Source organism: Micromonospora sp. CNZ286 (assembly GCF_014207755.1).
On sequence record NZ_JACHIZ010000001.1, the window covers coordinates 3,582,315 to 3,604,260 of the forward strand.

General features: G+C 74.1%; 24 protein-coding genes. 19 read left to right on the forward strand and 5 right to left on the reverse strand.

Translation table 11 applies throughout. The features are described from left to right. Window positions 1–13: 13 nt before the first annotated feature. Genes FHX31_RS16285 through FHX31_RS16295 form a run of 3 tightly spaced genes read right to left on the reverse strand, consistent with a single transcriptional unit; the run spans window position 14 to window position 3,203 of the window. Window positions 14–1,351: an MGH1-like glycoside hydrolase domain-containing protein gene (locus FHX31_RS16285; protein WP_071095336.1), complete on the reverse strand. Its 1,338-nt coding sequence runs from the start codon at window positions 1,349–1,351 to the stop codon at window positions 14–16. After that, the gene (locus FHX31_RS16290; RefSeq protein ID WP_184976693.1) at window positions 1,348–2,166 is read right to left on the reverse strand and encodes a sugar phosphate isomerase/epimerase family protein; all 819 of its coding nucleotides are present in this window, start codon (window positions 2,164–2,166) and stop codon (window positions 1,348–1,350) included. The genes FHX31_RS16285 and FHX31_RS16290 overlap by 4 nt, the downstream gene beginning before the upstream one ends. After that, window positions 2,166–3,203 carry a zinc-binding dehydrogenase gene (locus FHX31_RS16295; RefSeq protein ID WP_123110394.1) on the reverse strand — a complete coding sequence of 346 codons (1,038 nt, stop codon included), beginning with the start codon at window positions 3,201–3,203 and terminating at the stop codon, window positions 2,166–2,168. Before FHX31_RS16295 ends, FHX31_RS16290 begins: the two co-directional genes overlap by 1 nt. Window positions 3,204–3,324: 121 nt before the next feature. Here FHX31_RS16295 and FHX31_RS16300 point away from each other — a divergent pair, with 121 nt between their 5' ends. The 5 genes from FHX31_RS16300 to FHX31_RS16320 are packed head-to-tail and all read left to right on the forward strand — an operon-like array spanning window position 3,325 to window position 7,801. After that, on the forward strand, window positions 3,325–4,716 hold the full coding sequence (locus FHX31_RS16300; protein ID WP_123110393.1) for an ABC transporter substrate-binding protein: 1,392 nt from the start codon (window positions 3,325–3,327) through the stop codon (window positions 4,714–4,716). Next, window positions 4,713–5,672, forward strand: a complete 960-nt coding sequence (locus FHX31_RS16305) for a carbohydrate ABC transporter permease (protein ID WP_123110392.1) — start codon at window positions 4,713–4,715, stop codon at window positions 5,670–5,672. Before FHX31_RS16300 ends, FHX31_RS16305 begins: the two co-directional genes overlap by 4 nt. Next, on the forward strand, window positions 5,672–6,538 hold the full coding sequence (locus FHX31_RS16310) for a carbohydrate ABC transporter permease (protein ID WP_013285935.1): 867 nt from the start codon (window positions 5,672–5,674) through the stop codon (window positions 6,536–6,538). Before FHX31_RS16305 ends, FHX31_RS16310 begins: the two co-directional genes overlap by 1 nt. A gap of 22 nt (window positions 6,539–6,560) precedes the next feature. Continuing rightward, window positions 6,561–7,163 carry a phosphatase PAP2 family protein gene (locus FHX31_RS16315; RefSeq protein WP_013477075.1) on the forward strand — a complete coding sequence of 201 codons (603 nt, stop codon included), beginning with the start codon at window positions 6,561–6,563 and terminating at the stop codon, window positions 7,161–7,163. 32 nt (window positions 7,164–7,195) lie between these two features. Further along, the gene (locus FHX31_RS16320; RefSeq protein ID WP_184976694.1) at window positions 7,196–7,801 is read left to right on the forward strand and encodes a class I SAM-dependent methyltransferase; all 606 of its coding nucleotides are present in this window, start codon (window positions 7,196–7,198) and stop codon (window positions 7,799–7,801) included. Between the two features lie 39 nt (window positions 7,802–7,840). On the opposite strand, the gene eccB is transcribed toward FHX31_RS16320, so the two are convergent. Beyond that, window positions 7,841–9,250: a type VII secretion protein EccB gene (gene eccB, locus FHX31_RS16325; protein WP_184976695.1), complete on the reverse strand. Its 1,410-nt coding sequence runs from the start codon at window positions 9,248–9,250 to the stop codon at window positions 7,841–7,843. Window positions 9,251–9,508: 258 nt separating this feature from the next. On the opposite strand from eccB, the gene trxA reads away from it, so the two are divergent. The 13 genes from trxA (at window position 9,509) to FHX31_RS16390 (ending at window position 19,661) form a co-directional block, all read left to right on the forward strand. Continuing rightward, window positions 9,509–9,859 carry a thioredoxin gene (gene trxA, locus FHX31_RS16330; RefSeq protein WP_013285931.1) on the forward strand — a complete coding sequence of 117 codons (351 nt, stop codon included), beginning with the start codon at window positions 9,509–9,511 and terminating at the stop codon, window positions 9,857–9,859. 53 nt (window positions 9,860–9,912) lie between these two features. After that, a complete protein-coding gene (locus FHX31_RS16335) occupies window positions 9,913–10,182 on the forward strand; it encodes a metal-sensitive transcriptional regulator (RefSeq protein ID WP_013285930.1) in 270 nt (89 codons plus the stop codon). A gap of 138 nt (window positions 10,183–10,320) precedes the next feature. Next, window positions 10,321–11,721: an MBL fold metallo-hydrolase gene (locus FHX31_RS16340; protein WP_047891264.1), complete on the forward strand. Its 1,401-nt coding sequence runs from the start codon at window positions 10,321–10,323 to the stop codon at window positions 11,719–11,721. A gap of 85 nt (window positions 11,722–11,806) precedes the next feature. Next, on the forward strand, window positions 11,807–12,391 hold the full coding sequence (locus FHX31_RS16345; protein ID WP_091328448.1) for a rhodanese-like domain-containing protein: 585 nt from the start codon (window positions 11,807–11,809) through the stop codon (window positions 12,389–12,391). Further along, a complete protein-coding gene (locus FHX31_RS16350; protein ID WP_184976696.1) occupies window positions 12,388–13,284 on the forward strand; it encodes a sulfite exporter TauE/SafE family protein in 897 nt (298 codons plus the stop codon). The genes FHX31_RS16345 and FHX31_RS16350 overlap by 4 nt, the downstream gene beginning before the upstream one ends. Next, complete coding sequence (locus FHX31_RS16355; RefSeq protein ID WP_013477081.1) at window positions 13,223–13,831, forward strand: class I SAM-dependent methyltransferase; 609 nt, start codon at window positions 13,223–13,225, stop codon at window positions 13,829–13,831. Before FHX31_RS16350 ends, FHX31_RS16355 begins: the two co-directional genes overlap by 62 nt. An 82-nt stretch (window positions 13,832–13,913) precedes the next feature. Further along, window positions 13,914–14,624, forward strand: coding sequence for a polyamine aminopropyltransferase (locus FHX31_RS16360; protein ID WP_013285925.1), 711 nt, complete (start codon window positions 13,914–13,916; stop codon window positions 14,622–14,624). Window positions 14,625–14,696: 72 nt separating this feature from the next. Next, complete coding sequence (locus FHX31_RS16365) at window positions 14,697–14,876, forward strand: hypothetical protein (protein ID WP_013285924.1); 180 nt, start codon at window positions 14,697–14,699, stop codon at window positions 14,874–14,876. A 101-nt stretch (window positions 14,877–14,977) separates the two neighbouring features. Next, window positions 14,978–16,657, forward strand: a complete 1,680-nt coding sequence (locus FHX31_RS16370; protein WP_151013863.1) for a long-chain-fatty-acid--CoA ligase — start codon at window positions 14,978–14,980, stop codon at window positions 16,655–16,657. A 155-nt stretch (window positions 16,658–16,812) separates the two neighbouring features. Then, window positions 16,813–17,904, forward strand: a complete 1,092-nt coding sequence (locus FHX31_RS16375) for a winged helix DNA-binding domain-containing protein (RefSeq protein WP_151013861.1) — start codon at window positions 16,813–16,815, stop codon at window positions 17,902–17,904. A gap of 34 nt (window positions 17,905–17,938) precedes the next feature. Next, complete coding sequence (locus tag FHX31_RS16380; protein WP_256092775.1) at window positions 17,939–18,094, forward strand: hypothetical protein; 156 nt, start codon at window positions 17,939–17,941, stop codon at window positions 18,092–18,094. After that, window positions 18,091–18,861 carry a maleylpyruvate isomerase N-terminal domain-containing protein gene (locus tag FHX31_RS16385; RefSeq protein ID WP_151013859.1) on the forward strand — a complete coding sequence of 257 codons (771 nt, stop codon included), beginning with the start codon at window positions 18,091–18,093 and terminating at the stop codon, window positions 18,859–18,861. The genes FHX31_RS16380 and FHX31_RS16385 overlap by 4 nt, the downstream gene beginning before the upstream one ends. 32 nt (window positions 18,862–18,893) lie before the next feature. After that, window positions 18,894–19,661 (forward strand): class I SAM-dependent methyltransferase, encoded by a 768-nt coding sequence (locus FHX31_RS16390; RefSeq protein WP_071095360.1) that lies wholly within the window; start codon window positions 18,894–18,896, stop codon window positions 19,659–19,661. On the opposite strand, the gene FHX31_RS16395 is transcribed toward FHX31_RS16390, so the two are convergent. Beyond that, a complete protein-coding gene (locus FHX31_RS16395) occupies window positions 19,662–20,588 on the reverse strand; it encodes a LysR family transcriptional regulator (RefSeq protein WP_184976697.1) in 927 nt (308 codons plus the stop codon). 112 nt (window positions 20,589–20,700) lie between these two features. Here FHX31_RS16395 and FHX31_RS16400 point away from each other — a divergent pair, with 112 nt between their 5' ends. Continuing rightward, window positions 20,701–21,939 carry an MFS transporter gene (locus tag FHX31_RS16400; protein WP_184976698.1) on the forward strand — a complete coding sequence of 413 codons (1,239 nt, stop codon included), beginning with the start codon at window positions 20,701–20,703 and terminating at the stop codon, window positions 21,937–21,939. The last annotated feature ends 7 nt before the right edge of the window (window positions 21,940–21,946 follow it).

Genomic DNA, 21,946 nt, shown 5'->3' on the forward strand with positions numbered 1-21,946 from the left:
GCGCCCACCGCTGTCACTCCTGGGCGAGCGCGTCCAGCACCAGCGCGGCGGTCCAGCTGAACGCCGGTGAGCCGAGACCGGCGCCGGTGTCCGGGTGGAAGTACTCGTGGCAGCCGGCCCGGTCGACCAGGTCGAGCAGCGACTCGCGCAGCCCGGCGGCCAGGTCGACGCGGCGGTGGGTGCGCAGTCCCTGCCAGAGCAGCCAGCCGGTGTTGATCCAGCTCGGGCCGCGCCAGTAGCGCAGCGGCTCGAAGTCCGGCGCGGTGCGGTCGTACGTGGGCAGCGGCCGGTCCATCCGGGCGGCCAGCCCGAAGCGCGGCGAGCACGCCTCGGCCAGCAGCGCCGACACCTGTGCGGCGGGCAGTTCGGGCAGCGCCAGCGGCATCAGCCCGAGCACGGTCCGGGCCGGCACGAGCCGGTCGGCGCGCACGTCGCGGGGACGGAACGTGCCGGCGACCGGATCCCAGAGGCGGGTGACGAGCGCCTCGGTGATCCGGGCGCCCCGGTCGCGGTGCGGCCCCGGGTCGGCGCCGATCACAGCGGCGATGCGCGCGAGGGCGTACTCGGAGACGCCGAGCGCGGCGTTCACCAGTGGGCACTCCACCAGGAACGGATGCCGTCCGAGCAGGCCCTCGTCCCGGTAGCGGCCGGCCCGGTAGCTCTCCACGAGCGCGACGTACCGCGCGTAGTCCAGGTCGGTGGGGCGCTGCGCCGCGTCGGCGTGCGCGGTGTCGTGCCGCCGGTACGCGCGCATCACCGCCTCGTCGGCGGGCACCCCTGCGAGCGGCGCGTCCCAGGCGGGGCTGTTGTCCAGTCCGGACTCCCACGGGTGCACGATCGACGCCAGCCCGCCGCCGCCGGCGTCGCGCCGGCCGGTCAGGTAGCGCTGCTGCGCGACCAGCCTCGGGTAGAGCCGCCGCAGCGCGGCCACCGACGCCTCGCCGGGCGCGCGGCGGTGCACCAGCCAGGCGGCCGGGGCGTGCACCGGCGGCTGGACGATCCCGGAGGTGGCCCGGGCCGGTGAGCCGTCGGCGCGGGCCGAGTCCCAGAACTGCGGCCCGGGGAAGTACGGCCCGGCGCGCGAGGCCGGGTTGAACACGATGTGCGGCACCCGCCCGTCGACCCACTGCGCGGCGAACAGCGTGCGCAGCTCCCGCCAGGCCCGGTCGGGGCGGACGTGGGCCAGGCCGATCGCGATGAACGCCGAGTCCCAGCTCCACTGGTGCGGGTAGAGCGTGCGCGAGGGGACCGTGTGGTCGTGTTCCCAGTTGGCGTCCAGGGTGGCCAGCGCGAGGCGGCGCAGCCGGGCGTGGCGGTCGGCGTCGGCGCGTACCCCGGTGGTCAGCGTCATGCGGCGGCCCGCCGGGGACGGGCCTGGGCCAGCGCGGTGGCGGCCTGGCGCAGCGCGGCGACCGGCTCGCCGCGCAGCCGGCACTCCAGCGCCAGCCAGCCGGTGTAGCCGATCGCGTCGAGCGTGGCCAGCAGCGCGCCCCAGTCCAGGTGTCCGGCGCCGGGCTGGTGCCGGTTGGAGTCGCTGACCTGGACGTGCCCGAGGTACGGCGCGGCGGCGCGCAGCGCGGCGTGCGGATCGTCCTCCTCGATGTTCATGTGGTACGTGTCGGCGGCCACCCGCAGCGCCGGTGACCCGACCGTGCGGCACAGCTCGACGGCCTGGTCGAGCCGGTTGACCATGTGGTCCTCGTACCGGTTGAGCGGTTCCAGGAACACGGTGACCCCCTCGGCGCGGGCGTGCCCGGCCAGCTCGCCCAGGGCGTCGACGAGCACCCGCCGGTCGCCGTCAGCCGAGCGTGGTGGTTCGAACGGGGGCAGCCGGTAGGAGAACATGCCCCACGCGGCGGGGGTCATCGCACCGACGCCGCCCAGCTCGGCGATCACCGACAGCTGGGAGCGCAGGTTGTCCACCGCGTCGCGGGAACGGGCCGGGTCGAAGTCGCCGATGAAGTGGTCCATCTCGACGCAGACGGTCGGCATGACCACGCCGGCGGCGCGGGCACGGCGCAGCTCCGGCAGCCGCCGGGCCAGGGCCAGGTCGCCCCGCCCGCGCAGCTCGATGCCCTGGTAGCCGAGGGAGACGGCGAGGGCGTACTTCCGGGTCAGGTCGGTGCCGGGAAGCAACTGCTCCTGGCACGAGAGTGGAATGTCCATCAGAACCTCAGCACCACTTGGAGGACGTCACCGTCACCGCGGTCGAGCAACGCCAGGGCGTCGGCCACCGCGCCCGCGTCGACGACGTGGCTCACCAGCGGCAGCGGGTCGACGCTGCCCTCGGCCACCAGGTCCATGAAGGTGTGTGCGATCCGCGTCCCGGACCACCGGCCGGCCGTGCCGGGTGCCGGGTCCGGCCCGGAGACCTGGGCGGCCACGAGCTGGATCCGGTTGTGGTGGAACTCCTCGCCGAGTTCCAGCCCGTGGGCGTACCCCTGGTAGAAGCCGGCCGCGACGACGCGCCCGGCGTGCGCGGTGGCGCGGATCGCCTCGTGCAGCGCCGGGTACGACCCGGACAGCTCCAGGCACACGTCGGCGCCCCGGCCGTCGGTGGCGGCCCGCAGCGCGGCGGCGGGCGAGTCGGCGGCGGCGTCGACCACCCGGCGCGCGCCGAACCGGGTGGCGTGCGCGAGCCGGCCCGGCATCCGGTCGACGGCGACGACGCGGGCGCCGGAGAGCGCGGCCAGGCGCGTGCCGAGCAGCCCGATCACGCCCTGCCCGAACACGCCCACCCAGTCGCCCAGGTGCAGGTCACCGGCGAGCACCGCGGTCAGCGCGATGGCACCGGGCCGGGCGAACACGGCGGCGAGCGGCTCGAGGCCCGGTGGCAGCGGATGCGCGGCCGTCGCGGGGAGCACGGCCTCGGCGCGGTGCCCCCAGATCCCCCAGACGAGCTGGCCGGGCCGTCGCCCGGCCACGTCGGGGGCGACCTCGACGATCTCGCCGACCTCCTCGTAACCGAAACCCACCACCGGGTACGCGGGCGCGGCCTGGCGGGGCACGAACATGCGGGAGCCGGCGTCCCAGTCCTTGCGCAGTCGCGGGTTGCTGCCCCGGTAGAGCGTCAGTTCGGTGCCTGCGGAGATGCCCGAGTAGCGGGTGCGGACGCGGACCTGGCCCGGACCGAGCCGGTCGGTGGGGCAGGGCTCCAGGCGTACGTGCCGGGGCCCGGCCAGAGAGACAACCCAGTTGCTCATGGCGTCGCTCCGAGTGAAGTGCCGACCCCGATTCTAACCCAAAAAATGGGCATATGTGATTCGATTGATGAATCGATGGGTATTAGCGGCAGGCCGTGCTCTTTCGAGAGGAGTGCCACCGATGTCATCACCCTCCACGCGGCGGCTCGCAATCAGCCTGATCCTGGCACTGGCCGGGACCGGCGTGGCCGCATGCAGCGACGACGGGCAGAAATCCGACAGTTCGCAGATCACCGTCTGGAGCCTGGAAGACGTGGCGGACCGCGTCGCCGCCACCAAGGCGATCATCGCCGACTACACCGCCAAGACCGGCGTCAAGGTCAACCTGGTCACCGTCAACGAGGACCAGTTCCCGTCCCTGATCGCCTCCAGCGCCGCCGCCGGCGACCTGCCCGACGTGGTCGGCTCGGTCTCACTGGCCGGGGTGCGCACGCTGTCCGCCAACGAACTCCTCGACGCCGACGCCAACGCCGCCGTCGTCGACCGGCTCGGCCGGGACACGTTCACGCCCCGCGCGCTGGAACTCACCAGCGACGGCGGCACGCAGCTCGCCGTACCGAGCGACGGGTGGGGCCAGTTGCTCGTCTACCGCAAGGACCTGTTCGCCGCCGCCGGCCTGCCGGCGCCCGACACGTACGAGAAGATCGCCGCCGCGGCGGCGAAGCTGAACACCGGTGGCGTCGCCGGCATCACCGCGGCCACCTCCCCCGGTGACGTGTTCACCCAGCAAACGTTCGAGCATCTGGCGCTGGCGAACAACTGCCGGCTCACCGACGACTCCGGCAATGTCACTCTGGACTCCCCCGAGTGCGTTGAGGCGTTCCGCTTCTACGGCGACCTGATGCGGAACAACTCCGTCAAGGGCGCCCAGGACGTCGACACCACCCGGGCCACCTACTTCGCCGGCAAGGCGGCCATGCTGATCTGGTCGCCGTTCATCCTCGACGAGCTGGCCGGGCTGCGCGCCGACGCCCGGCCGACCTGCCCGCAGTGCCAGTCCGACCCGGCCTGGCTCGCGAAGAACAGCGGGTTCGTCACCGCGATCAAGGGCCCCAACGGCACCGAGCCGGCCCAGTACGGCGAGGTCAGCTCCTGGGCGGTGCTCGACGGCGCCGCCGACCCGGCGAAGTCGTTCGTGGAGTACATGCTCTCCGACGGCTACCCGCGCTGGTTCGGCATGTCCCCCGAGGGGCGTTTCCCGGTGCGCACCGGCACCCCGGAGGACAAGCAGAAGTTCCGGACCGCCTGGAACACCAGCCCGGCCGGGGTGGACACCAAGAAGCCGCTGTCGGAGGTCTACGGCGAGGACGTGCTCGCCACGCTGCGGCGCAGCCCCGACACGTTCCAGCGCTGGGGCCTGACCGAGAACCAGGGCAAGCTCGTCGGCGCCATCCTCGGTGAGCTGCCCGTACCCAAGGCGCTGGCCGACGTCGTCGGCGGCAGGTCCGACGCCCGCGCCGCCGCCGAACGCGCCCGCAAGGACGTCGAAGCGATAGCCAAGGGCGTCAATTGACCACCACCGCGCCGGAGGCCGGCCGCTCCCCCGCGCCGGAGCGACCCCGCCGACCCGGCCGACGCCCGCTGACGCTGCGCCGCCGCGAGTCCCGCGCCGGGCTCGCGCTGGTCACCCCGACCTTGCTCGTCGTGGTCGCGGTGATCGGCATACCCATCGTCTGGACGGTGGTGCTGGCCTTCCAGCGGGTACGCCTGGCGACGCTGCGCAAGACCGGCCTGTTCGGCGAGCTGACCCTGGACAACATCGACCGGGTGCTGCACACGCCCGGGTTCGCCGACACGCTCTGGACCACTGTGCTCTACAGCGTCGGCGGCACCGCCGGCTCGATCGTGGTGGGCCTGGTGGCGGCGCTGGCCGTACGTGGGCCGTTCCGGGGCCGCACGCTGGTGCGCGCGTCGATGCTGCTGCCGTACGTGGCGCCGGTGGTCGCCATGACGTTCGTCTGGCAGGTGATGCTCGACCCGCAGCTCGGCATCGTCAACGACTGGGGGCGGCGCTTCCTCGGCTGGGACTCCCCGGTGCCGTTCCTGTCCCAGGAGTCCACCGCGCTCTGGACGGTGATCGCGTTCGAGGCGTGGCGCTACTTCCCGTTCGCGTTCCTGTTCCTGCTGGCCCGGCTCCAGGCGGTGCCCGGCGAGCTGGAGGAGGCCGCCCGGGTCGACGGGGCGACACCCACGCAGCGGTTCCGGCACATCCTACTGCCGCAGCTCATGCCGGTGATCGCGCTGATCGGGGTGCTGCGGTTCATCATGACGTTCAACAAGTTCGACGACGTCTACCTGCTCACCGGCGGCGCCGCCGGCACCGAGGTGGTCAGCGTCCGGGTCTACCAGTTCCTCACCGCCCGCACCGACATCGGCGCGGCCGCCGCCCAGGCGGTCGTGCTCGCCGTGGTGCTGCTCGTGTTCGTGGCGATCTACCTGCGCTTCTTCGGCGCGCGACGGGAGGCGTGATGGACCGGGACCGGATCGAGACGGTGAGCCTGCGCTGGCTGCGCCGGCTGGTGATCGCCGGGTTCCTGGTGGTCACGCTGCTGCCGTTCTGGTACATGCTGGTGCTGTCGGTACGCCCGATCGAACGCCTGCTGCTCGAACCCGGCTCGCTCTGGGTGCCGTTCGGCGAGCTGACCGTCGCCACGTACGCCGAGGTGCTGAAGTCCGTCTCCGACGGCGGCCAGGGCTTCCTCACGTTCATCCGTAACAGCGGCCTGGTGGCGCTCGCCGCCACCGCGCTCACCCTGGTGATCGCCATCCCCGGCGCGTACGCGGTGTCCCGCCTGCGGTTCTTCGGCCGCCGGCAGGTCAGCGCGCTGTTCCTGGCGGTCTACCTGTTCCCGTCCATAGTCATCGCGATCCCGCTCTTCGTGGTCTTCACCCGGGCCGGGCTGCGCGGGTCGCTGACCGGGCTGGTGCTCGTCTACATCTCGCAGACGCTGCCGGTGTCGGTCTACATGCTGAAGAACTACTTCGAGACCATCCCGGTCAGCCTGGAGGAGTCCGCGGCGATCGACGGCGCCGGCCGGCTCGGCATCATCCGCCGGGTCAGCCTGCCCCTCGCGGCGCCGTCGGTGATGGCGGTCGCGCTGTACGACTTCATGATCGCCTGGAACGAGTACCTGTTCGCGCTGCTGTTCCTGGTCGACCGGCCGGACCGGTGGACCGTGTCGCTGGGGCTGTCCCTGCTCGCCGACGGCGTGGAGGTGCCCAAGACCGTGCTGATGGCCGGCTCGGTCATTCTCACGCTGCCGATCGTGGTGCTGTTCTTCGCCGGGGAACGCCTGCTCACCGAGGGACTCACCAGCGGAGCCGAGAAGGGCTGAGCATCCGTGCCAGGATGATCGGGTGCGAGGATCACGGGAGCGCCGGGCCGGCGCGCGGGCGGCCCGGCTGCTCACCGAGGCGCTCGCCCCGACCGTCCTGGTCACCGCGCTGCCGCTGATCGCCGCCGCCCGGGTCAGCCGCTCGGCGGGCCAGTTCCTGCTCTGGGGCGGCATCGCGCTCACGTTCTGCGCCGTCATCCCGATCGGTGTGCTCGTGCACGGCGTACGCCGGGGACGCCTCACCGACCGGCACGTCGGCGACCGCACGCAGCGGGCCCGGCCGCTGTCGATCGGGCTGGCCTCGGTCGCGGCCGGGTTGCTGCTGCTGGCGGCGGTCCGCGCGCCGGCCGAACTGTTCGCCGTGATCGTCGTGGTCTTCGTGGTCGGCGCGGCCTGCGCGCTGGTGAACCACTGGTGGAAGCTGAGCATCCACGCTGCGGTGGCCGCCGCCACCGTCGCCGTGCTGGTGCCGCTGGCCGGCCCGGCCGCGAGCCTCGGCTGGGTGCTCGTCGCGGCCGTCGGCTGGTCCCGGGTACGGCTGGGCGACCACACCTGGCCGCAGGTGCTGGCCGGCGTCGCGCTGGGCGGGCCGCTCGCCGCCGGCACGTTCCTGGCGCTCGCCTGACCCGTTGCCGCAAGATCAGCTACGGTGGCCCCATGGCCAAGCCGACCCGCTGGGTGACCGACACGAAGCCCGGCCACTCGCAGTGGTACGTGGACCGGTTCCGTCAGCTCGCCGCCGAGGGCGCCGACCTGTCCGGTGAGGCGCGGCTGCTCGACGCGCTCGTGCCGCCGGGCGCGCGTGTCCTGGACGCCGGCTGCGGCACCGGCCGGGTCGCCGCCGCGCTCGCCGCGCGCGGGCACGACGTCGTGGGCGTGGACGCCGACCCGACGCTGGTCGAGGCGGCCCGCGCCGACCATCCCGGCCCCCGTTTCCTGGTCGCCGACCTGGCCGAGCTGGACCTGGCCGCCCAGGGCGAGGCCGAGCCGTTCGACGCCGCGGTGCTGGCCGGCAACGTGATGGTCTTCCTCGCCCCCGGCACCGAGCGCGACGTGCTGGCCCGCGTCGCCGCGCACGTGCGCCCGGACGGCCTGGTCGTGGTCGGCTTCGGCACCGACCGCGGCTACCCGGTGGCCGACCTGGACGCCGACGCGGTCGCCGCCGGGTTGCGCCCCGAGCACCGCTTCGCCACCTGGGACCTGCGGCCGTGGCGGGACGACGCCGACTTCGCGGTGAGCGTGCTGCGCCGCCCCGCCGGCTGACCGCTGCTCTTTCTCCCCAGCGGATCGCGCGCTCGGCGCTCAGGCGGGCGCGGCGACCGTGCGGGCGGCCTCCGGGTCGAGCGGGCTACCGGCCGGCAGCAGGTCCACCAGGCCCGCCGGCAGCCGCGCCGGGCGCACGCCCGCGTACCCGAGCATGCCCGGCACGTCCGCGCCGGTCAGCGCGTACCGCCGGCCCAGGTCGGTGACCACGCAGATCGCGCCGCCGGTCGCGCCCGGCGCGGGCACCGCCTCCACGAGCGCGCCGCGTCCCGGCTCGACCACCACCGCGTCGGCGAGCCCGGCCCGGCCGCCGGCTGTCCGCGCGGCGGCGTTCGGGTCCGGCGCGGTGACGCCCAGGCTCAGCTCGCGGACGCCTGTGTCGTCGCCGGCCCGCACGCAGAGCGCGCCCTCGTCGGTGGCCAGCCGGGGCGGTACGGCGGGCGGCGCGCTCGCCCCACCGGGCACCAGACCGGGGAGCTTCGGCAGCGCGGCGAACCGGCCGAGCGTGATCGGTTCCGGCTCGCCCTGGCCGGTGCGGGCCAGCAGCAGCGCCGCCTGCAACTCGGTGATGCCGGCCAGCCCACCGCGCTTGGCGACCGCGTACTGCCGTCCGCCGCCGGAGTTGCGCACCAGGTAGACGTCGCCCACTGTCGCACCGGTGACCCGCTCGGACGGCTCGCCGAGGTCGTCCACCGGCGGCGGGGCCAGGTCGGCGCCGGCCGGTAGCGTGTTCAGCAGCGCCGCCGCCACCGGCACCGCCCGTTCCCGGGTGGCGGCGAGCGCGGCGAGCACCCGGTCCGTGTCGCGCAGCAGGTAGCGCCGGTCGTGCCAGAGCAGGTGCAGGCCGCCGTCCGGGTGCCGGGCGAGCAGGCCCTGGTCGCCGAGCGCCCGGCCGCCGGCGGCCTCCCGCCCGATCAGCAGCACCGAGCGTGCCTCGCCGCGCCCCGCCGCCGGACGCCCGGTCTCCCCGCGCCCGGCCTCGTCGCCCGCCACCGAGCAGAGCGTCCACGCGTCGCGGACGAGCCGGTTCGGCGCGGGCAGCGAGTCCGGCGCGTCGGCGATGCCGAGCGGCAGACCACGCGGCACCCCTTCGATGGCGCGGCGGCCGACCAGCACCGTCTTCGGCCGCTCCGTTCCGATGATCAGCAGCGCGGAGGCGTAGTTCGACACCGGGTGCAGCTTCTCGTCGCGGTAGACGAATCGCGCGCCCGACTCCTTCTCCACGATCACCGCGCCGGTCTCGCGCCACGAGTCACCGCCGCCGGTGAACAGGCCGTAGAGGGCGACGCCGCCGAGCGCGATCGCCGCGACCAGGACGCTGGCCAGACCGGCGCCGGCCAGCCGGCGGAACGGGGACTGCGGCGGGTCCGTCTCCCGCATGACGAGCGCGGCGACCGCCCGCTGGACGGTGAACTGGTACGAGTGCAGCTGGTCCTGCCGCGACGCCATCGTGTCCCTTCCGCCGGGATCGCCGGCGCACAGGATAAGCGCTCCGTCGATGTTCCGGCGACCCTGCGTGTCCCTCACTGACCCTCAGTTGTCGGCCCGCTCCGCCAGTACGCCGCGGTGGCTGGATCACACCCATCCGGACTACACCACCTCCCCGACCTGGAGTCGATCAAGCCAGCGGCCCGGCACCACCCCCCGGAATGGATACCCCCCGGGGTGTGTTACACATGCCGGAACCCGAAACCGACGGAGGTACTGATGGCGAGCGTGGCGTTGACCACCACCGACTTCGCGGAGACCGTGAACCGGGACGGCATCGTCCTGGTCGACTTCTGGGCCGGCTGGTGCGGCCCCTGCCGCGCGTTCGCGCCGGTCTACGAGAAGGCCAGCGAGCAGCACCCGGACATCGTCTTCGGCAAGGTCGACACCGAGGCCGAGCAGGCCCTGGCGGCCGCCGCCCAGATCCGGTCGATCCCGACACTGATGGCGTTCCGGGACGGCGTGCTGGTGTTCGCCCAGCCGGGCGCCCTGCCGACGGCCGGACTGGAGGAGCTGATCCGGGCCGTGCGCGACCTCGACATGGACGAGGTCCGGGCCAAGACCGCCTGACGGGTGGCGGCACTGGTACCCCCTGGGGTATCTTCGAGCGCAGGAGGTACGACGTGAATCTTCGACCGGAGATGACAGGCGAGGCGCTGACCCGGCTCAAGCGGGCCCGGGGGCAGCTCAACGCCGTCATCGAGATGATGGAGAACGGCGAGGACTGCCGCGCCGCGCTGACGCAGCTCGCCGCGGTCTCCAAGGCCATCGACCGGGCCGGTTTCAAGATCATCGCCTCCGGCATGCGCTACTGCGACGCCGCCCGCCAGGCGGGCGAGGAGCCGGAGATGACCGAGGAGGAGCTGGAGAAGCTCTTCCTGTCCCTGGCCTGACGACGCCCGCCTGACCGGCTGAGTCCCGCCCGCGCCGTGTGACAGCGACGCGGGCGGGTAAACACCTGCCTGGAGACCCAGGCCGCAGACTGTCCCACGCATACCCCCCGGGGTATATAGGCAATGAGAGGAAACGGCATGACTCTCGACGTGTCCGTCATCACGACATCCTCGCTCGGCGACCGCAGCTACCTCGCCTCCGACGGCCGGGTGGCGATCGTGGTCGACCCGCAGCGCGACATCGACCGCGTCCTGTACCTGGCCGGCGCCAAGGGCGTACGGATCACCCACGTGGTCGAGACGCACATCCACAACGACTACGTCTCCGGCGGCCTGGAACTGGCCCGGATCACCGGCGCGCAGTACCTGGTGGCCGCCGCCGACACGGTCGAGTTCGACCGGACCCCGGCCGCCGACGGCGACACCGTGCCGGTGTCCGACACGATGCGGCTGCGGGTGATCGGCACACCTGGTCACACGTTCCACCACCTGTCGTACGCGCTCGACGAGGCCACCGACGGCGGCTGGACGGCGGCCGGCGTGTTCACCGGCGGCTCGCTGCTGTTCGGCACCACCGGCCGCACCGACCTGCTCGGCCAGCAGTACGCGCACGAACTGGCGCACCACCAGTACGCCTCGGCGCGCAAGCTGGCCGACCTGCTGCCCGACGGCGCGCAGGTCTGGCCCACGCACGGCTTCGGCAGCTTCTGCTCGGCCAGCCAGGCCGACGCCCCCGAGTCGACGATCGGCCGGGAGAAGGAGGCCAACCCGGTGCTGCGGCTGGCCGCCGACCAGTTCGTCACCGAGACGCTGGCCGGGCTGGACGCCTACCCGGCGTACTACGCCCACATGGGCGTCGCCAACGCCGCCGGTCCCGCCCCGGTCGACCTCACGCCGGTGGCCCGCGCCGACGCCGACGAGCTGCGCCGTCGTATCGCCGCCGGCGAGTGGGTGGTCGACCTGCGCCACCGCAAGGCGTACGCGGCCTCGCACCTGGCCGGCACCGTCAGCCTCGGCCTGGACGGGCCGATGTCGACGTGGCTCGGCTGGCTGATCGAGTGGGGTGTGCCGATCACGTTCCTGGCGCAGACCCCGGAGCAGGTCGCCGACGCCCAGCGGGAACTGGTCCGCATCGGCATCGACCGTCCGGCCGCCCAGGCCACCGGCGAGCCCGAGCAGTGGACCGGCGACCCGTCGCAGCTGCGGGAGCTGGCGGTGGCCGACTTCGGCGCGCTCGCCGCCGCGCAGGCCGGGAAGACCCCGGCCGGGCTGCCCGAGCCGCAGGTCGTCCTCGACGTGCGGATGACAAACGAGTGGAAGGCCGGGCACGTCGACGGTGCGGTGCACGTGCCGCTGCCGGACGTGCCGAAGCGGCTCGCCGACATCCCCGCCGGGACCGTCTGGGTGCACTGCGGCTCCGGCTACCGGGCCACCGCCGCCGCGTCCCTGCTCGCCAACGCCGGCCGTGACGTGGTGCTGATCGACGACTCGTACGGCCGGGCCGAGGAGGCCGGCGTACGCATGGCGCCCACCGCCTGACCTCTCCCCGAGCGCCCGGCCGGCGTGTCCCTACGCCGGCCGGCGCCCGAGCCTGCCCGAAAACACCCCGTGAAGGAGACAGAGCATGACCACGACCACCCCCACCACCATCGACGCGGCGACCCTGCGCGAGCTGATCGCCGCCGGCCGTACGCCCCGGATGCTCGACGTGCGCACGCCCGGTGAGTTCGAGGCGGCGCACATCCCCGGCGCGTACAACGTGCCGCTGGACCTGCTCCGGGAGCACCGCGCGGAGCTGCGCAGCCACCTGGACGAGGACGTGGTGCTGATCTGCCGCTCCGGCGTCCGGGCCGGCCAGGCCGGTCAGGCGCTCGGCACCGTCGGCCTGCCCAACGTGAAGGTGCTCGACGGCGGCATGCTGGCCTGGCAGGTCACCAACGCGCCGGTCAACCAGGGCCGCCCGCGCTGGGACCTGGAGCGCCAGGTACGCCTCGTCGCCGGCTCGATCGTGCTCGCCGCGATCGTCGCGTCGGTGTTCGTGCCCGGCCTGAAGTGGGTCGCCGCGTTCATCGGCGCGGGCCTCACGTTCGCCGCGCTCACCAACACCTGCGCCATGGGCATGCTGCTGAGCAAGCTGCCGTACAACCGCGGCGCGAGCTGCGACCTCGACACGATCGTCGGGCAGTTGCGTGACGGGAGCCGCAAGTGACGACTCTCGTCCTGACGCTGGCCGGCGCGGTGCTGATCGGCGTGACGCTGGGCCTGCTCGGCGGCGGCGGGTCGATCCTCGCCGTGCCGCTGCTGGTCTACGTCGCCGACCTGCCCGCCAAGGAGGCGATCGCCACCTCGCTGCTGGTCGTCGGCGTGACCAGCGCCGTCGGCGTACTGCCGCACGCCTGGGCGAACCGGGTCCGCTGGCGCACCGGGCTCATCTTCGGCGTGGCCGGCATGACCGGCGCGTACGCGGGCGGCCGGCTGGCCGAGTTCGTCCCGGCCGGCGTCCTGCTCACCGGGTTCGCTCTGATGATGCTCGCCACCGCGGTCGCGATGCTGCGCGGCCGCCGGTCCGCCGAGGGCCGCCCGGTGCCGCACGAGCTGCCGATGCTGCGGGTGGTCGGGGACGGCGTGGTCGTCGGCCTGGTCACCGGCCTGGTCGGCGCGGGCGGCGGCTTCCTGGTCGTGCCGGCCCTGGCCCTGCTGGGCGGGCTGCCGATGCCGATCGCGGTCGGCACCTCGCTGGTCGTCATCGCGATGAAGTCGTTCGCCGGCCTGGCCGGCTACCTGTCCAGCGTGCAGATCCACTGGGGTCTGGCCGCCGGGGTCACCGCCGCCGCCGTCGTCGGCAGCCTGCTCGGTGGCCGGCTCGCCGGCCGGATCCCGGCCGACCTGCTGCGCCGGGGGTTCGGCTGGTTCGTCGTGGTGATGGGCGTGTTCGTGCTCGCGCAGCAGTTGCCGCCGCTGTGGGGACTCGCCGTGGGAGCGCTTGCCGTGGCCGGTACGGTCACCATGGCGGTGTGGGGCCGCCAGAGGAGGGAACACAGTGGACAGCAGCGCCTGGGACAGCCGGTACGCCGACACGCCCGGACTGGTGTGGAGCGCTGAGCCCAACCGTTTCGTGGTCGAGTCGGTCACCGGGCTGACCCCCGGGTCAGCGCTGGACATCGCCGCCGGCGAGGGCCGCAACGCGGTCTGGCTGGCCGGTCAGGGCTGGCGGGTCAACGCGGTGGACTTCTCCACGGTGGCCGTCGACCGTGGGCGGGAGCTGGCCGCCGCGCGGGGCGTGACCGTCGACTGGCGGGTCGCGGACGTGACCGCGTACCGGCCGGTGCCGAACAGCTACGACCTCGTGCTGATCAGCTACCTGCACCTGCCCGCGCCGGAGTTCGCCGGGGTGCTGGCCGCGGCGAAGTCCGCGCTGCGCCCCGGCGGCACGCTCGTCGTGGTGGGCCACGACCTGGCCAACCTCTCCGGCGGCATCGGCGGCCCGCAGGACCCGGACGTGCTGATCACGCCGGAGTCGGTGGTCGACGGGCTGGCCGGGCTGCGTGTGCAGCGGGCCGAGACGACCCGCCGGCCGGTCCCGGCCACCGACGGCGGCACAGTCGACGCGCTGGACACCGTCGTGGTGGCCACCCGCCCCGCCGACTGACCGCCGTCCGCCCCCGTTTCGCCGGGCCGGGCCGAGCCCCGGCCGGTAGCATCCGGGGACGGATCGGCGGAGAGGACACCGGGTGGGCGCGCGTTTCGAGGAACTGGCCTGGCGGGAGACGCCGATCGGCGAGATCAGCCTGCGGCGGCGCCGTGACCCGGCACTGGACTCCGACGTGTACGAGGTGAAGCTCGACGACGAGTACCTCATGTCCAGCGCCTTCCCGGTCGCGGAGATCGAACTGGCCCGGCTCGGGCTGGCTCCGCTGACCGGTGACGCGCTGGACGTGGTGGTCGGCGGGCTCGGTCTCGGCTACACAGCGCGTACCGCGCTGGAGGATCCCCGGGTGCGCTCGCTGCTGGTGGTGGAGGCGATCGAGGACGTGATCGACTGGCACCGGCGGGATCTGCTGCCGTTCGCCGCCGGGCTGGCCACCGATCCGCGTACCCGGTTCGTGCGGGCGGACTTCTTCGCCGCGGTCGCCGGCGACGGTTTCGACAGCGACGAGCCCGGGCGCCGCTTCCACGCGGTCCTGCTGGACGTGGACCACTCCCCCCGCCAGGTGCTGCACCCCAGCCACGCCGCGTTCTACACGGTCGACGGGCTGCGGCGGCTGGCCGCGCTGCTGCATCCGGAGGGCGTCTTCGCGCTGTGGTCGAACGACCCGCCGGATCCGGCGTTCCAGCGCACGCTGACCGAGGTGTTCCCGACCTCGGTGGCGCACGTCGTCCGGTTCCCGAACCCGTTGCAGGGCCGGGAGGCGGCGAACACCGTGTACGTGGCCCGGCACTGATCCACCCGGCGGCGCATGGCCGCACGAGCAGCGGGAAAGCGCACGGCCCACCGTACGACGGGAGGCTGGGACATGCGCGCGTTGCTCTGGGTGGTCGGCGTGGTCGCCGGTGTGCTCATCCTGCTCGGGCTGCTGCTGGAGGCGGTCCGCTGGCTCGTCATCATCGGCGTGATCGCGCTCGCCGCGGTGATCATCTTCGGGATCGTGAAGGGCCGGCAGGTGGTGCACCAGCATTCGACCCGCCGACGCTGACCTGCGGAGAGTGTGACCGACCCGGCAACCTACGTAAGCGTAGGTTACCGGGCGGTTAAGTTAGGCTGGGGGCGTCATCCGCGCGACGAGGAGTAACGGCGATGGACGCGACCGCCCAGCGACCCTGGACCCGTAGCTACGCACCCGGGGTGCCGGCTGACATCGCCGAGCCGGACGGCTCGCTCGTCGACCTGCTCACCGAGGCGGCCGGACGGTTCGGCCCCCGGGTCGCGCTCGACTTCTACGGCGCCACCACCACGTTCACCGAGCTGGCCGACCAGGTCGCCCGCGCCGCCGAGGCGCTGCGCCGGCTCGGCGTCGGCCCGGGCGACCGGGTGGCCCTGGTGCTGCCGAACTGCCCCCAGCACGTGGTCGCGTTCTACGCCGTGCTGCGCCTCGGCGCGGTGGTCGTCGAGCACAACCCGCTCTACACCGCCGACGAACTGGACCGGCAGCTCACCGACCACGGCGCAGGCGTCGCGATCGTGTGGGACAAGGTCGCGCCGCTCGTGGCGGGACGCGGCGCCGTGCGTACCGTGGTGGCGGTCGACCTGACCGCGGCGCTGCCGCGGCTCAAGCGGTGGGCGCTGCGGGTGCCGCTGCCGAAGGTCCGCGCCGCGCGGGCCGCGATGACCGCCCCCGCGCCCGGCGCGCTGCCCTGGTCGGAGCTGGTCGCCGCCGCCGGGCCGCTGCCCGCCGGGCATCCCGCGCCGGAGGCCGGGGACGTGGCGCTGCTCCAGTACACCGGCGGCACCACCGGCGAGCCCAAGGGCGCGGTGCTGACCCACCGCAACCTGCGCGCCAACGCCGCGCAGGGCCGGGCCTGGGTGCCGGGCCTGCGCGACGGCGCAGAGACGGTGTACGCGGTGCTGCCGCTGTTCCACGCCTACGGGCTGACGCTCTGCCTCACCTTCGCCGTCAGCATCGGGGCGACGCTGGTGCTGTTCCCCCGCTTCGACGCCGACCAGGTGCTCGACGCGGTCCGCCGCCGCCCGCCGACGTTCCTGCCCGCGGTGCCGCCGGTCTACGCGAAGCTGGCCAGCGTCGCCCGCGAGCGCGGCGTCGACCTCACCTCCATCCGGTACGCGCTGTCCGGCGCGATGTCGCTGCCACCGGCCACCGTGGAGCTGTGGGAGCAGGTGACCGGCGGCCTGCTGGTCGAGGGGTACGGGATGACCGAGACGTCCCCGATCACAGTGGGCAACCCGGTCGCGCCGACCCGAAGGCCCGGCACCGTGGGCGTGCCGTTCCCCTCCACCGACGTGCGCATCGTCGACCCGGAGGACCCGTCCCACGACCGCGCGCCGGGTGAGGCCGGCGAGCTGCTGGTCCGCGGCCCGCAGGTGTTCACCGGCTACTGGCACCGGCCCGAGGAGACCGCCAAGGTGCTGCTGCCTGGTGGCTGGATGCGGACCGGCGACATCGTCACCATGGACGCCGACGGCTTCGTGACGGTAGTGGACCGGATCAAGGAGCTGATCATCACAGGCGGCTTCAACGTCTACCCGTCCGAGGTGGAGGAGGCGCTGCGCCGCGTCCCCGGCGTACGGGAGGCCGCCGCCGTGGGAATGCCCACCGACGACGGCGAGGAGGTCGTCGCCGCGGTGGTGGTCGACCCGGCGGTGGCCGGCAGCCCGGAGGCGATCCGGACCTCGTGCCGCACCCACCTGGCCGGGTACAAGGTGCCGCGCCGGGTCGTGATCGTCGACGAGCTGCCGTACTCCCAGATCGGCAAGATCCTGCGTCGCGAGGTCCGCGAACGTCTGCTCGCCGGCCGCTGACGCGCAGGCCCCCTCGCCGGCCGGCGACGAGTGGAGCGCCATGGGTGTCATGCGCGGCCCCAGGCACCCACAGCGTTCCACCGACGGGTGGTCTCACCGCGGTTGACGCGCCGCTCTGCGCCGGCCGTGTCGGTGCCGCCGCCTACGCTGTGTCGATGGTCGACAGGCGTCAGGTGCTGAACTTCCGCGTCCGGGCTCAACAACTCGACCGAGTGCAGGGCTCGCTCGCCGACACCGCCGTGCTCGACATCGGCGTGCAGGACACCGGTCCCGACGGCGGCCGGTGGGCGCTCGCCGCGCGCGGCGTCGACGTGGCCCCGCTGACCGGCGACGACCTGGTCCTGCTCTGGACCGTACGCGGCGCCCCGCACCTCTACCGCCGTACCGACGTGGGCGCGGTGGCCGCCGCGGTCGAGCCGTTCTCCGACACCGACGCCGGCAAGCGCATCTACGACGCGGCGAAGCCGTTGAGGGCGGCCGGCATCGGCATCGTCGCCGCGCTCGACGAGGTGGCCGCGCGGATGCGGAAGATCGTCCGTGAGTCGACGGTCAAGGGCGAGGTCTCCGGGCGGCTCGCCGACGTGATGCCCGAGCCCTACCTGCGGTTCTGCCGGCCGTGCGACGCGACCCACCTCTACGAGATGCCGTTCCGGCTGGCCGCCGTGCGGGCCGGGTTGGAGCTGCGGCTCGACACGTCACCGCCGATCCTGGAACGCATCCCCGGGTTCCGTCCGGCCGCCGCGCCCGGCGACCGGTTCGAGCTCATCCGCGCCTACCTGCGGCTGCTCGGCCCGGCAACCCCGAAGCACGTGGCCGATTACCTCGACGCCCCGGTCAAGGAGGTCAAGGCCCGCTGGCCGCACGACGCGGTCGAGGTGAGCGTCGACGGCGAGACGCGCTGGCTGCTCGCGGCCGACGAGGCGGCGCTGGCGTCGGCGGACGCCACGACGACCCGCCTGCTCGGCCCGTTCGACCTGTTCCTCCAGGCGAAGGACCGGGCGACGCTGGTGCCGGACGCGGCCCGCGCGAAGGAGCTGTGGCCGGTGCTGGGCCGCCCCGGCGCCGTCCTCGTCGACGGCGACCTGGCCGGCACCTGGCGCCCGCGAAAGTCCGGCCGCTCCTTCACGGTCGCGGTTCAGCCGTGGCGCAAGCTCCCGGGCAGCGCACGCGACGCGGTCGTCGTGGAGGCCGAGCGGCTCGCCGCGTACCGGGGTGTGCCGCTGGCCGGCGTCGACTTCGCCGGCTGACCACGCCGCCCGGGCGCTCGCCACGTTCGCGTCGGTGACCGACGCCCGTCTGATCGACGCCTCCGCCCCGCCCGAGCAGTTGGCCGACGCCTCCGCCGCGCCCGCGCAGGTGGCCGACGCCGTCGCCGCGCATGTGCGCGCCGAAACTCGCTGTCGGGCCGCCGCGCGCACTGGTAGACAGCCTGAGTGACCGAGCCCCTGACGTTTACCGATCGGCTGCGGCTGATCGACGACCGGTCGGCCGCGTTCCGGGATGCGGTCGCCGCCGCGCCGGACCTCGACGCGCCGGTGCCGACCTGTCCCGAGTGGACGCTGTTCGACCTGGCCCGGCACATCGGCGAGGGACGCCGCTCGTGGGCGGCCACGGTCGCCGCCGGTCCCGGGGCGTCCGGGCGGGCCGCGCCCGGCGGTCCGGGCGCGCCCCGGGAGCGTACGGCGCTGCGGGACTGGCTGGCCGAGTCGACCGAGCAGTTGCTGGTCGCGCTGCGCGACGCCGGACCCGATCGTGGCTGCTGGACGTGGTGGGACACGTCGCAGTCGCCGCAGACCTGCGGCGCCGTCGCCCGGCACCAGCTCCAGGAGATCGCCGTGCACACCTACGACGCCCAGCTCACGGTGGGCGCGCCGCAGCCGATGCCGGTCGAGGTGGCCCTCGACGGCGTGGAGGACTTCCTGTTCACCTGCTGCGCGACCACTGTGCCGTGGCCGTACGAGCCCGCCGTCCTCGACTACCACGTCACCGAGGGCGGATCGTGGCGCACGCGGCTCTCTCCCGAGGGCGCACGGGTCACCCGTCTGCCCGCCGGAGCCGGGGCGGAGCCGGCCGACACCGCCGCCCGTTCCACCGCCGGTGACCTGGTCCTGGCCTTCTACGGCCGGATACCGCTGGACGCGCTCGCCGTCGAGGGCGACCGGCGCGTGCTCGACCGGATCGCGGCGTGGGATCCGGACGCGTAGGACGGCGGCCTGATCGTGGGAGGATGCCCGGTATGCCGGATCGTGCGTTGAGCTTCGGAGCGGCAGCGCAGGCATACGAGCGGTTCCGGCCCGGCTATCCGGAGGAACTGGCCGACCTGGTGCTGGCGTACGCGGGCCGGCCCGTCCGGACCGCTCTGGAGATCGGCGCCGGCACCGGCAAGGCGACCCGGCTGTTCGCCCGGCGCGGCGTCGCGGTCACCGCCACCGACCCGGACGCCGCGATGCTCGCCGAACTGCGGCGACACGTCCCGGCCGAGGTGCGGGTCCGGCAGGCCGCGTTCGAGCAGTTGCGCGCCGGCGAGCGCCACGACCTGGTGTACGCGGCGGCGGCGCTGCACTGGACCGACCCGGACCGGCGGTGGGAGCGGATCGCCGGGCTACTCGCGTCCGGTGGCGTGTTCGCGTCGTTCGGCGGCCCGTTGCGGCTGGCCGACCCGGCGCTGCGCGACGCGGTGGCCGCGGCCCGGTCCGAGTTCCTCGCCGACGACGAAATCCCGTCGCCGGACGGGACGCCACCGGAGGCCGGCATGCAGTGGCCCGGCACCGAGCTGCGCGCGTCCGAGTGGTTCACCGACGTGCGCCAGTCGGAGATCGCGCGGCGGATCACGATGAGCGCCGACGACTACGTCGGTCTCCTGTCGACCGTCTCGGCCTATCTCGAACTGCCGCCGCCGGTACGTGATCAGGTGTTCCGCCGCGTCCGGGATGTGCTGCCCGGCACGGTCGAGGTCACCTCGGACGTCACGGTCCACCTGGCGCGGCGGACGTCGCAGCCCTGATCACGCGGGCCAGGCGGGCCGCCAGACCGGTCCGGGCAGCGGCGGCAGGCCCGCGAAGTGACGGATCACCGGCCGCAGCCCCGGGTGCGGGCCGGTCCGGGGCAGCATGAGGTTGATCGGGTACGCGAGCACCGGACCCGTGATCGGGATGCGGCGCAGGTCGTGGCCGGCGGGCCAGAGGTAGCGGTCCCGGGCGCCGACGAGCGTCGCCACGTCCACGGAATTCGCGAGCTCGTCGAGGAGCACCTCGGTGCCGAAGTTCGGCCCGGTCGCGTCCACCCACAGGTCGAAGGCGTCGGCGAGCTGCTCGTAGAACTCGCCCCACTCGCTGCCGGGCACGATGCCCGGCACCCGCAGCCGGTGTCCGCGCAGCTCGGACGGTGTGAGCGTGGGCGCGGACGCGAGCGGGTGCCGGGGCCCGGCGAGCAGTTGCAGCGGCGAGTCGAAGGCGCGGACCATCCGTACCTCGGGCGGCAGCGCGGCCGGGTCGGTGACGGTGCGGAACGCGGCGTCGATCTCGCCGGCCCGGACCGCGGCGGCGACCTGCCGGGGGTCGTCGACCCGCAGCGTCACCACGTCGAGGTCGACGCCCGGGTGGGCGCGCCAGTAGTCGTGCAGCAGGACGGCTTGCGCGCTGCGCAGGCCGAGCACGTCGATGCGCGGCGCCCGCGCGCCGGGCCGGACCGCGGCGACCGCGCGGTCCGCGCCCGCGACGACGCCCCGGGCGTGCGGGAGGAACGCCCGGCCGTCGTGTGTCAGCTCGACCCCCCGGGGTGTACGGGTGAACAGGCGCACCCCCAGCTCCCGCTCCAGCGCGGCGATCCGCTTCGACACGGCCTGCTGGGTGACGCCCAGCTCGTCGGCGGCGTGCCGGAACTGGCCGAGTTCGGCCGCCCGCACGAACGACCGCACCGCCTCGCTGTCCACCGGCCCACAGTAGGCGGGCCCAGCCGATGGTTGTGGCGCGCCGGGCGGCGGTTGTTTGCTCCGGCGTCCGCGCGGCCGGTCTGATGCGCGGGGCATCGGTGACGGGGGCGGCGTGCGGAAGCTGGGTTCGGATTTCGGGTGGCTGTGGTCGGCGTACGCGGTGAGCACGTACGGCACATGGCTGGCGTTCGGCGCCTTCCCGCTGATCGCGGTGCGGGTGCTGGACTCGTCGGCGTTCGCGGTGTCGCTCCTGGAGGCGGCCGGGCTGGCAGTGGCGGCGATGCTGGCGGTCCCGCTCGGGCCGTGGGTGGCCTACCGGCGGAAACTGCCGGTGATGATCGCGACGGATCTGGTCCGGTTCGCGGCGCTGGCGAGCGTGCCGGCCGCGTACGCGCTCGGGGTGCTGTCGTACGGCCAGTTGCTCGTCGTCGCGGTGGTCTGCGGGACGGCCGCGATCACGTTCACCGCCGCGTCCGGGGCGTACCTGAAGAGCCTGGTCCGGGGCGATCGGCTGCTGGCGGCGAACGGACGGTTCGAGGCGGCGAGCTGGGCCGCGACGGCGGCCGGGCCGCCGCTCGGGGGCGCGCTCGTCGGGCTGCTCGGCCCGGTCGTCACCATCACCGCCGACGCCGTGAGCCACCTGCTGTCGGCGCTGGCGGTACGGCGGATCCGCAGCGGCGACACGGTGGCGCCCCGTGACCCGGCGGGCGCCTCCCGCGTCGCCGACCTGGGCGCAGGCTGGCGGTTCGTGCGCCGCGACCCGGTGCTGTGGCGATTGTTCCTGAACTCGGTGCTGGTCGGCGGCCTGATCATGGCGACCGCGCCGCTGCTCGCCGTGCTCCTGCTGGATGGGTACCGGGTGGCGGCGTGGCAGTACGGGCTGGTCTTCGGCGTGTCCGCGCTCGGCGGCGTGCTCGGCGCGCGGCTGAGCCCGCGCCTGGTGCGGCGGTACGGACGGCATCGGGTGATGACGGTGTCCGGCTGGCTGCGGTCGAGCGTCCCGCTCGGTCTCGCGTTCACCCATCCGGGGACCAGCGGACTGCTGACGGTGATCGCCGTCGAGTGGGTGCTCATCACGTGCATGGGCGTGTTCAACCCGATCTACGCGACCGAGCGCCTGCGCCGGACCCCGCAGGCGCACACCGCGCAGGTTCTGACCGCGTGGAGCGTCACCGGCCGGCTCACCCAGGCCGCGCTGATGACCGTGTGGGGCGTCCTCGCCACGGTCGTCGGCCCGCTCGCCGCGATCACCGTGTCCGGGGTGCTGCTGCTCGGCACGCCGCTGCTGCTGCCGACGCGCCGGCACACGCGCGACCCGGAGCCCGCACGCCCGGCCGTTGCGGTCTCCTAGGACCGGC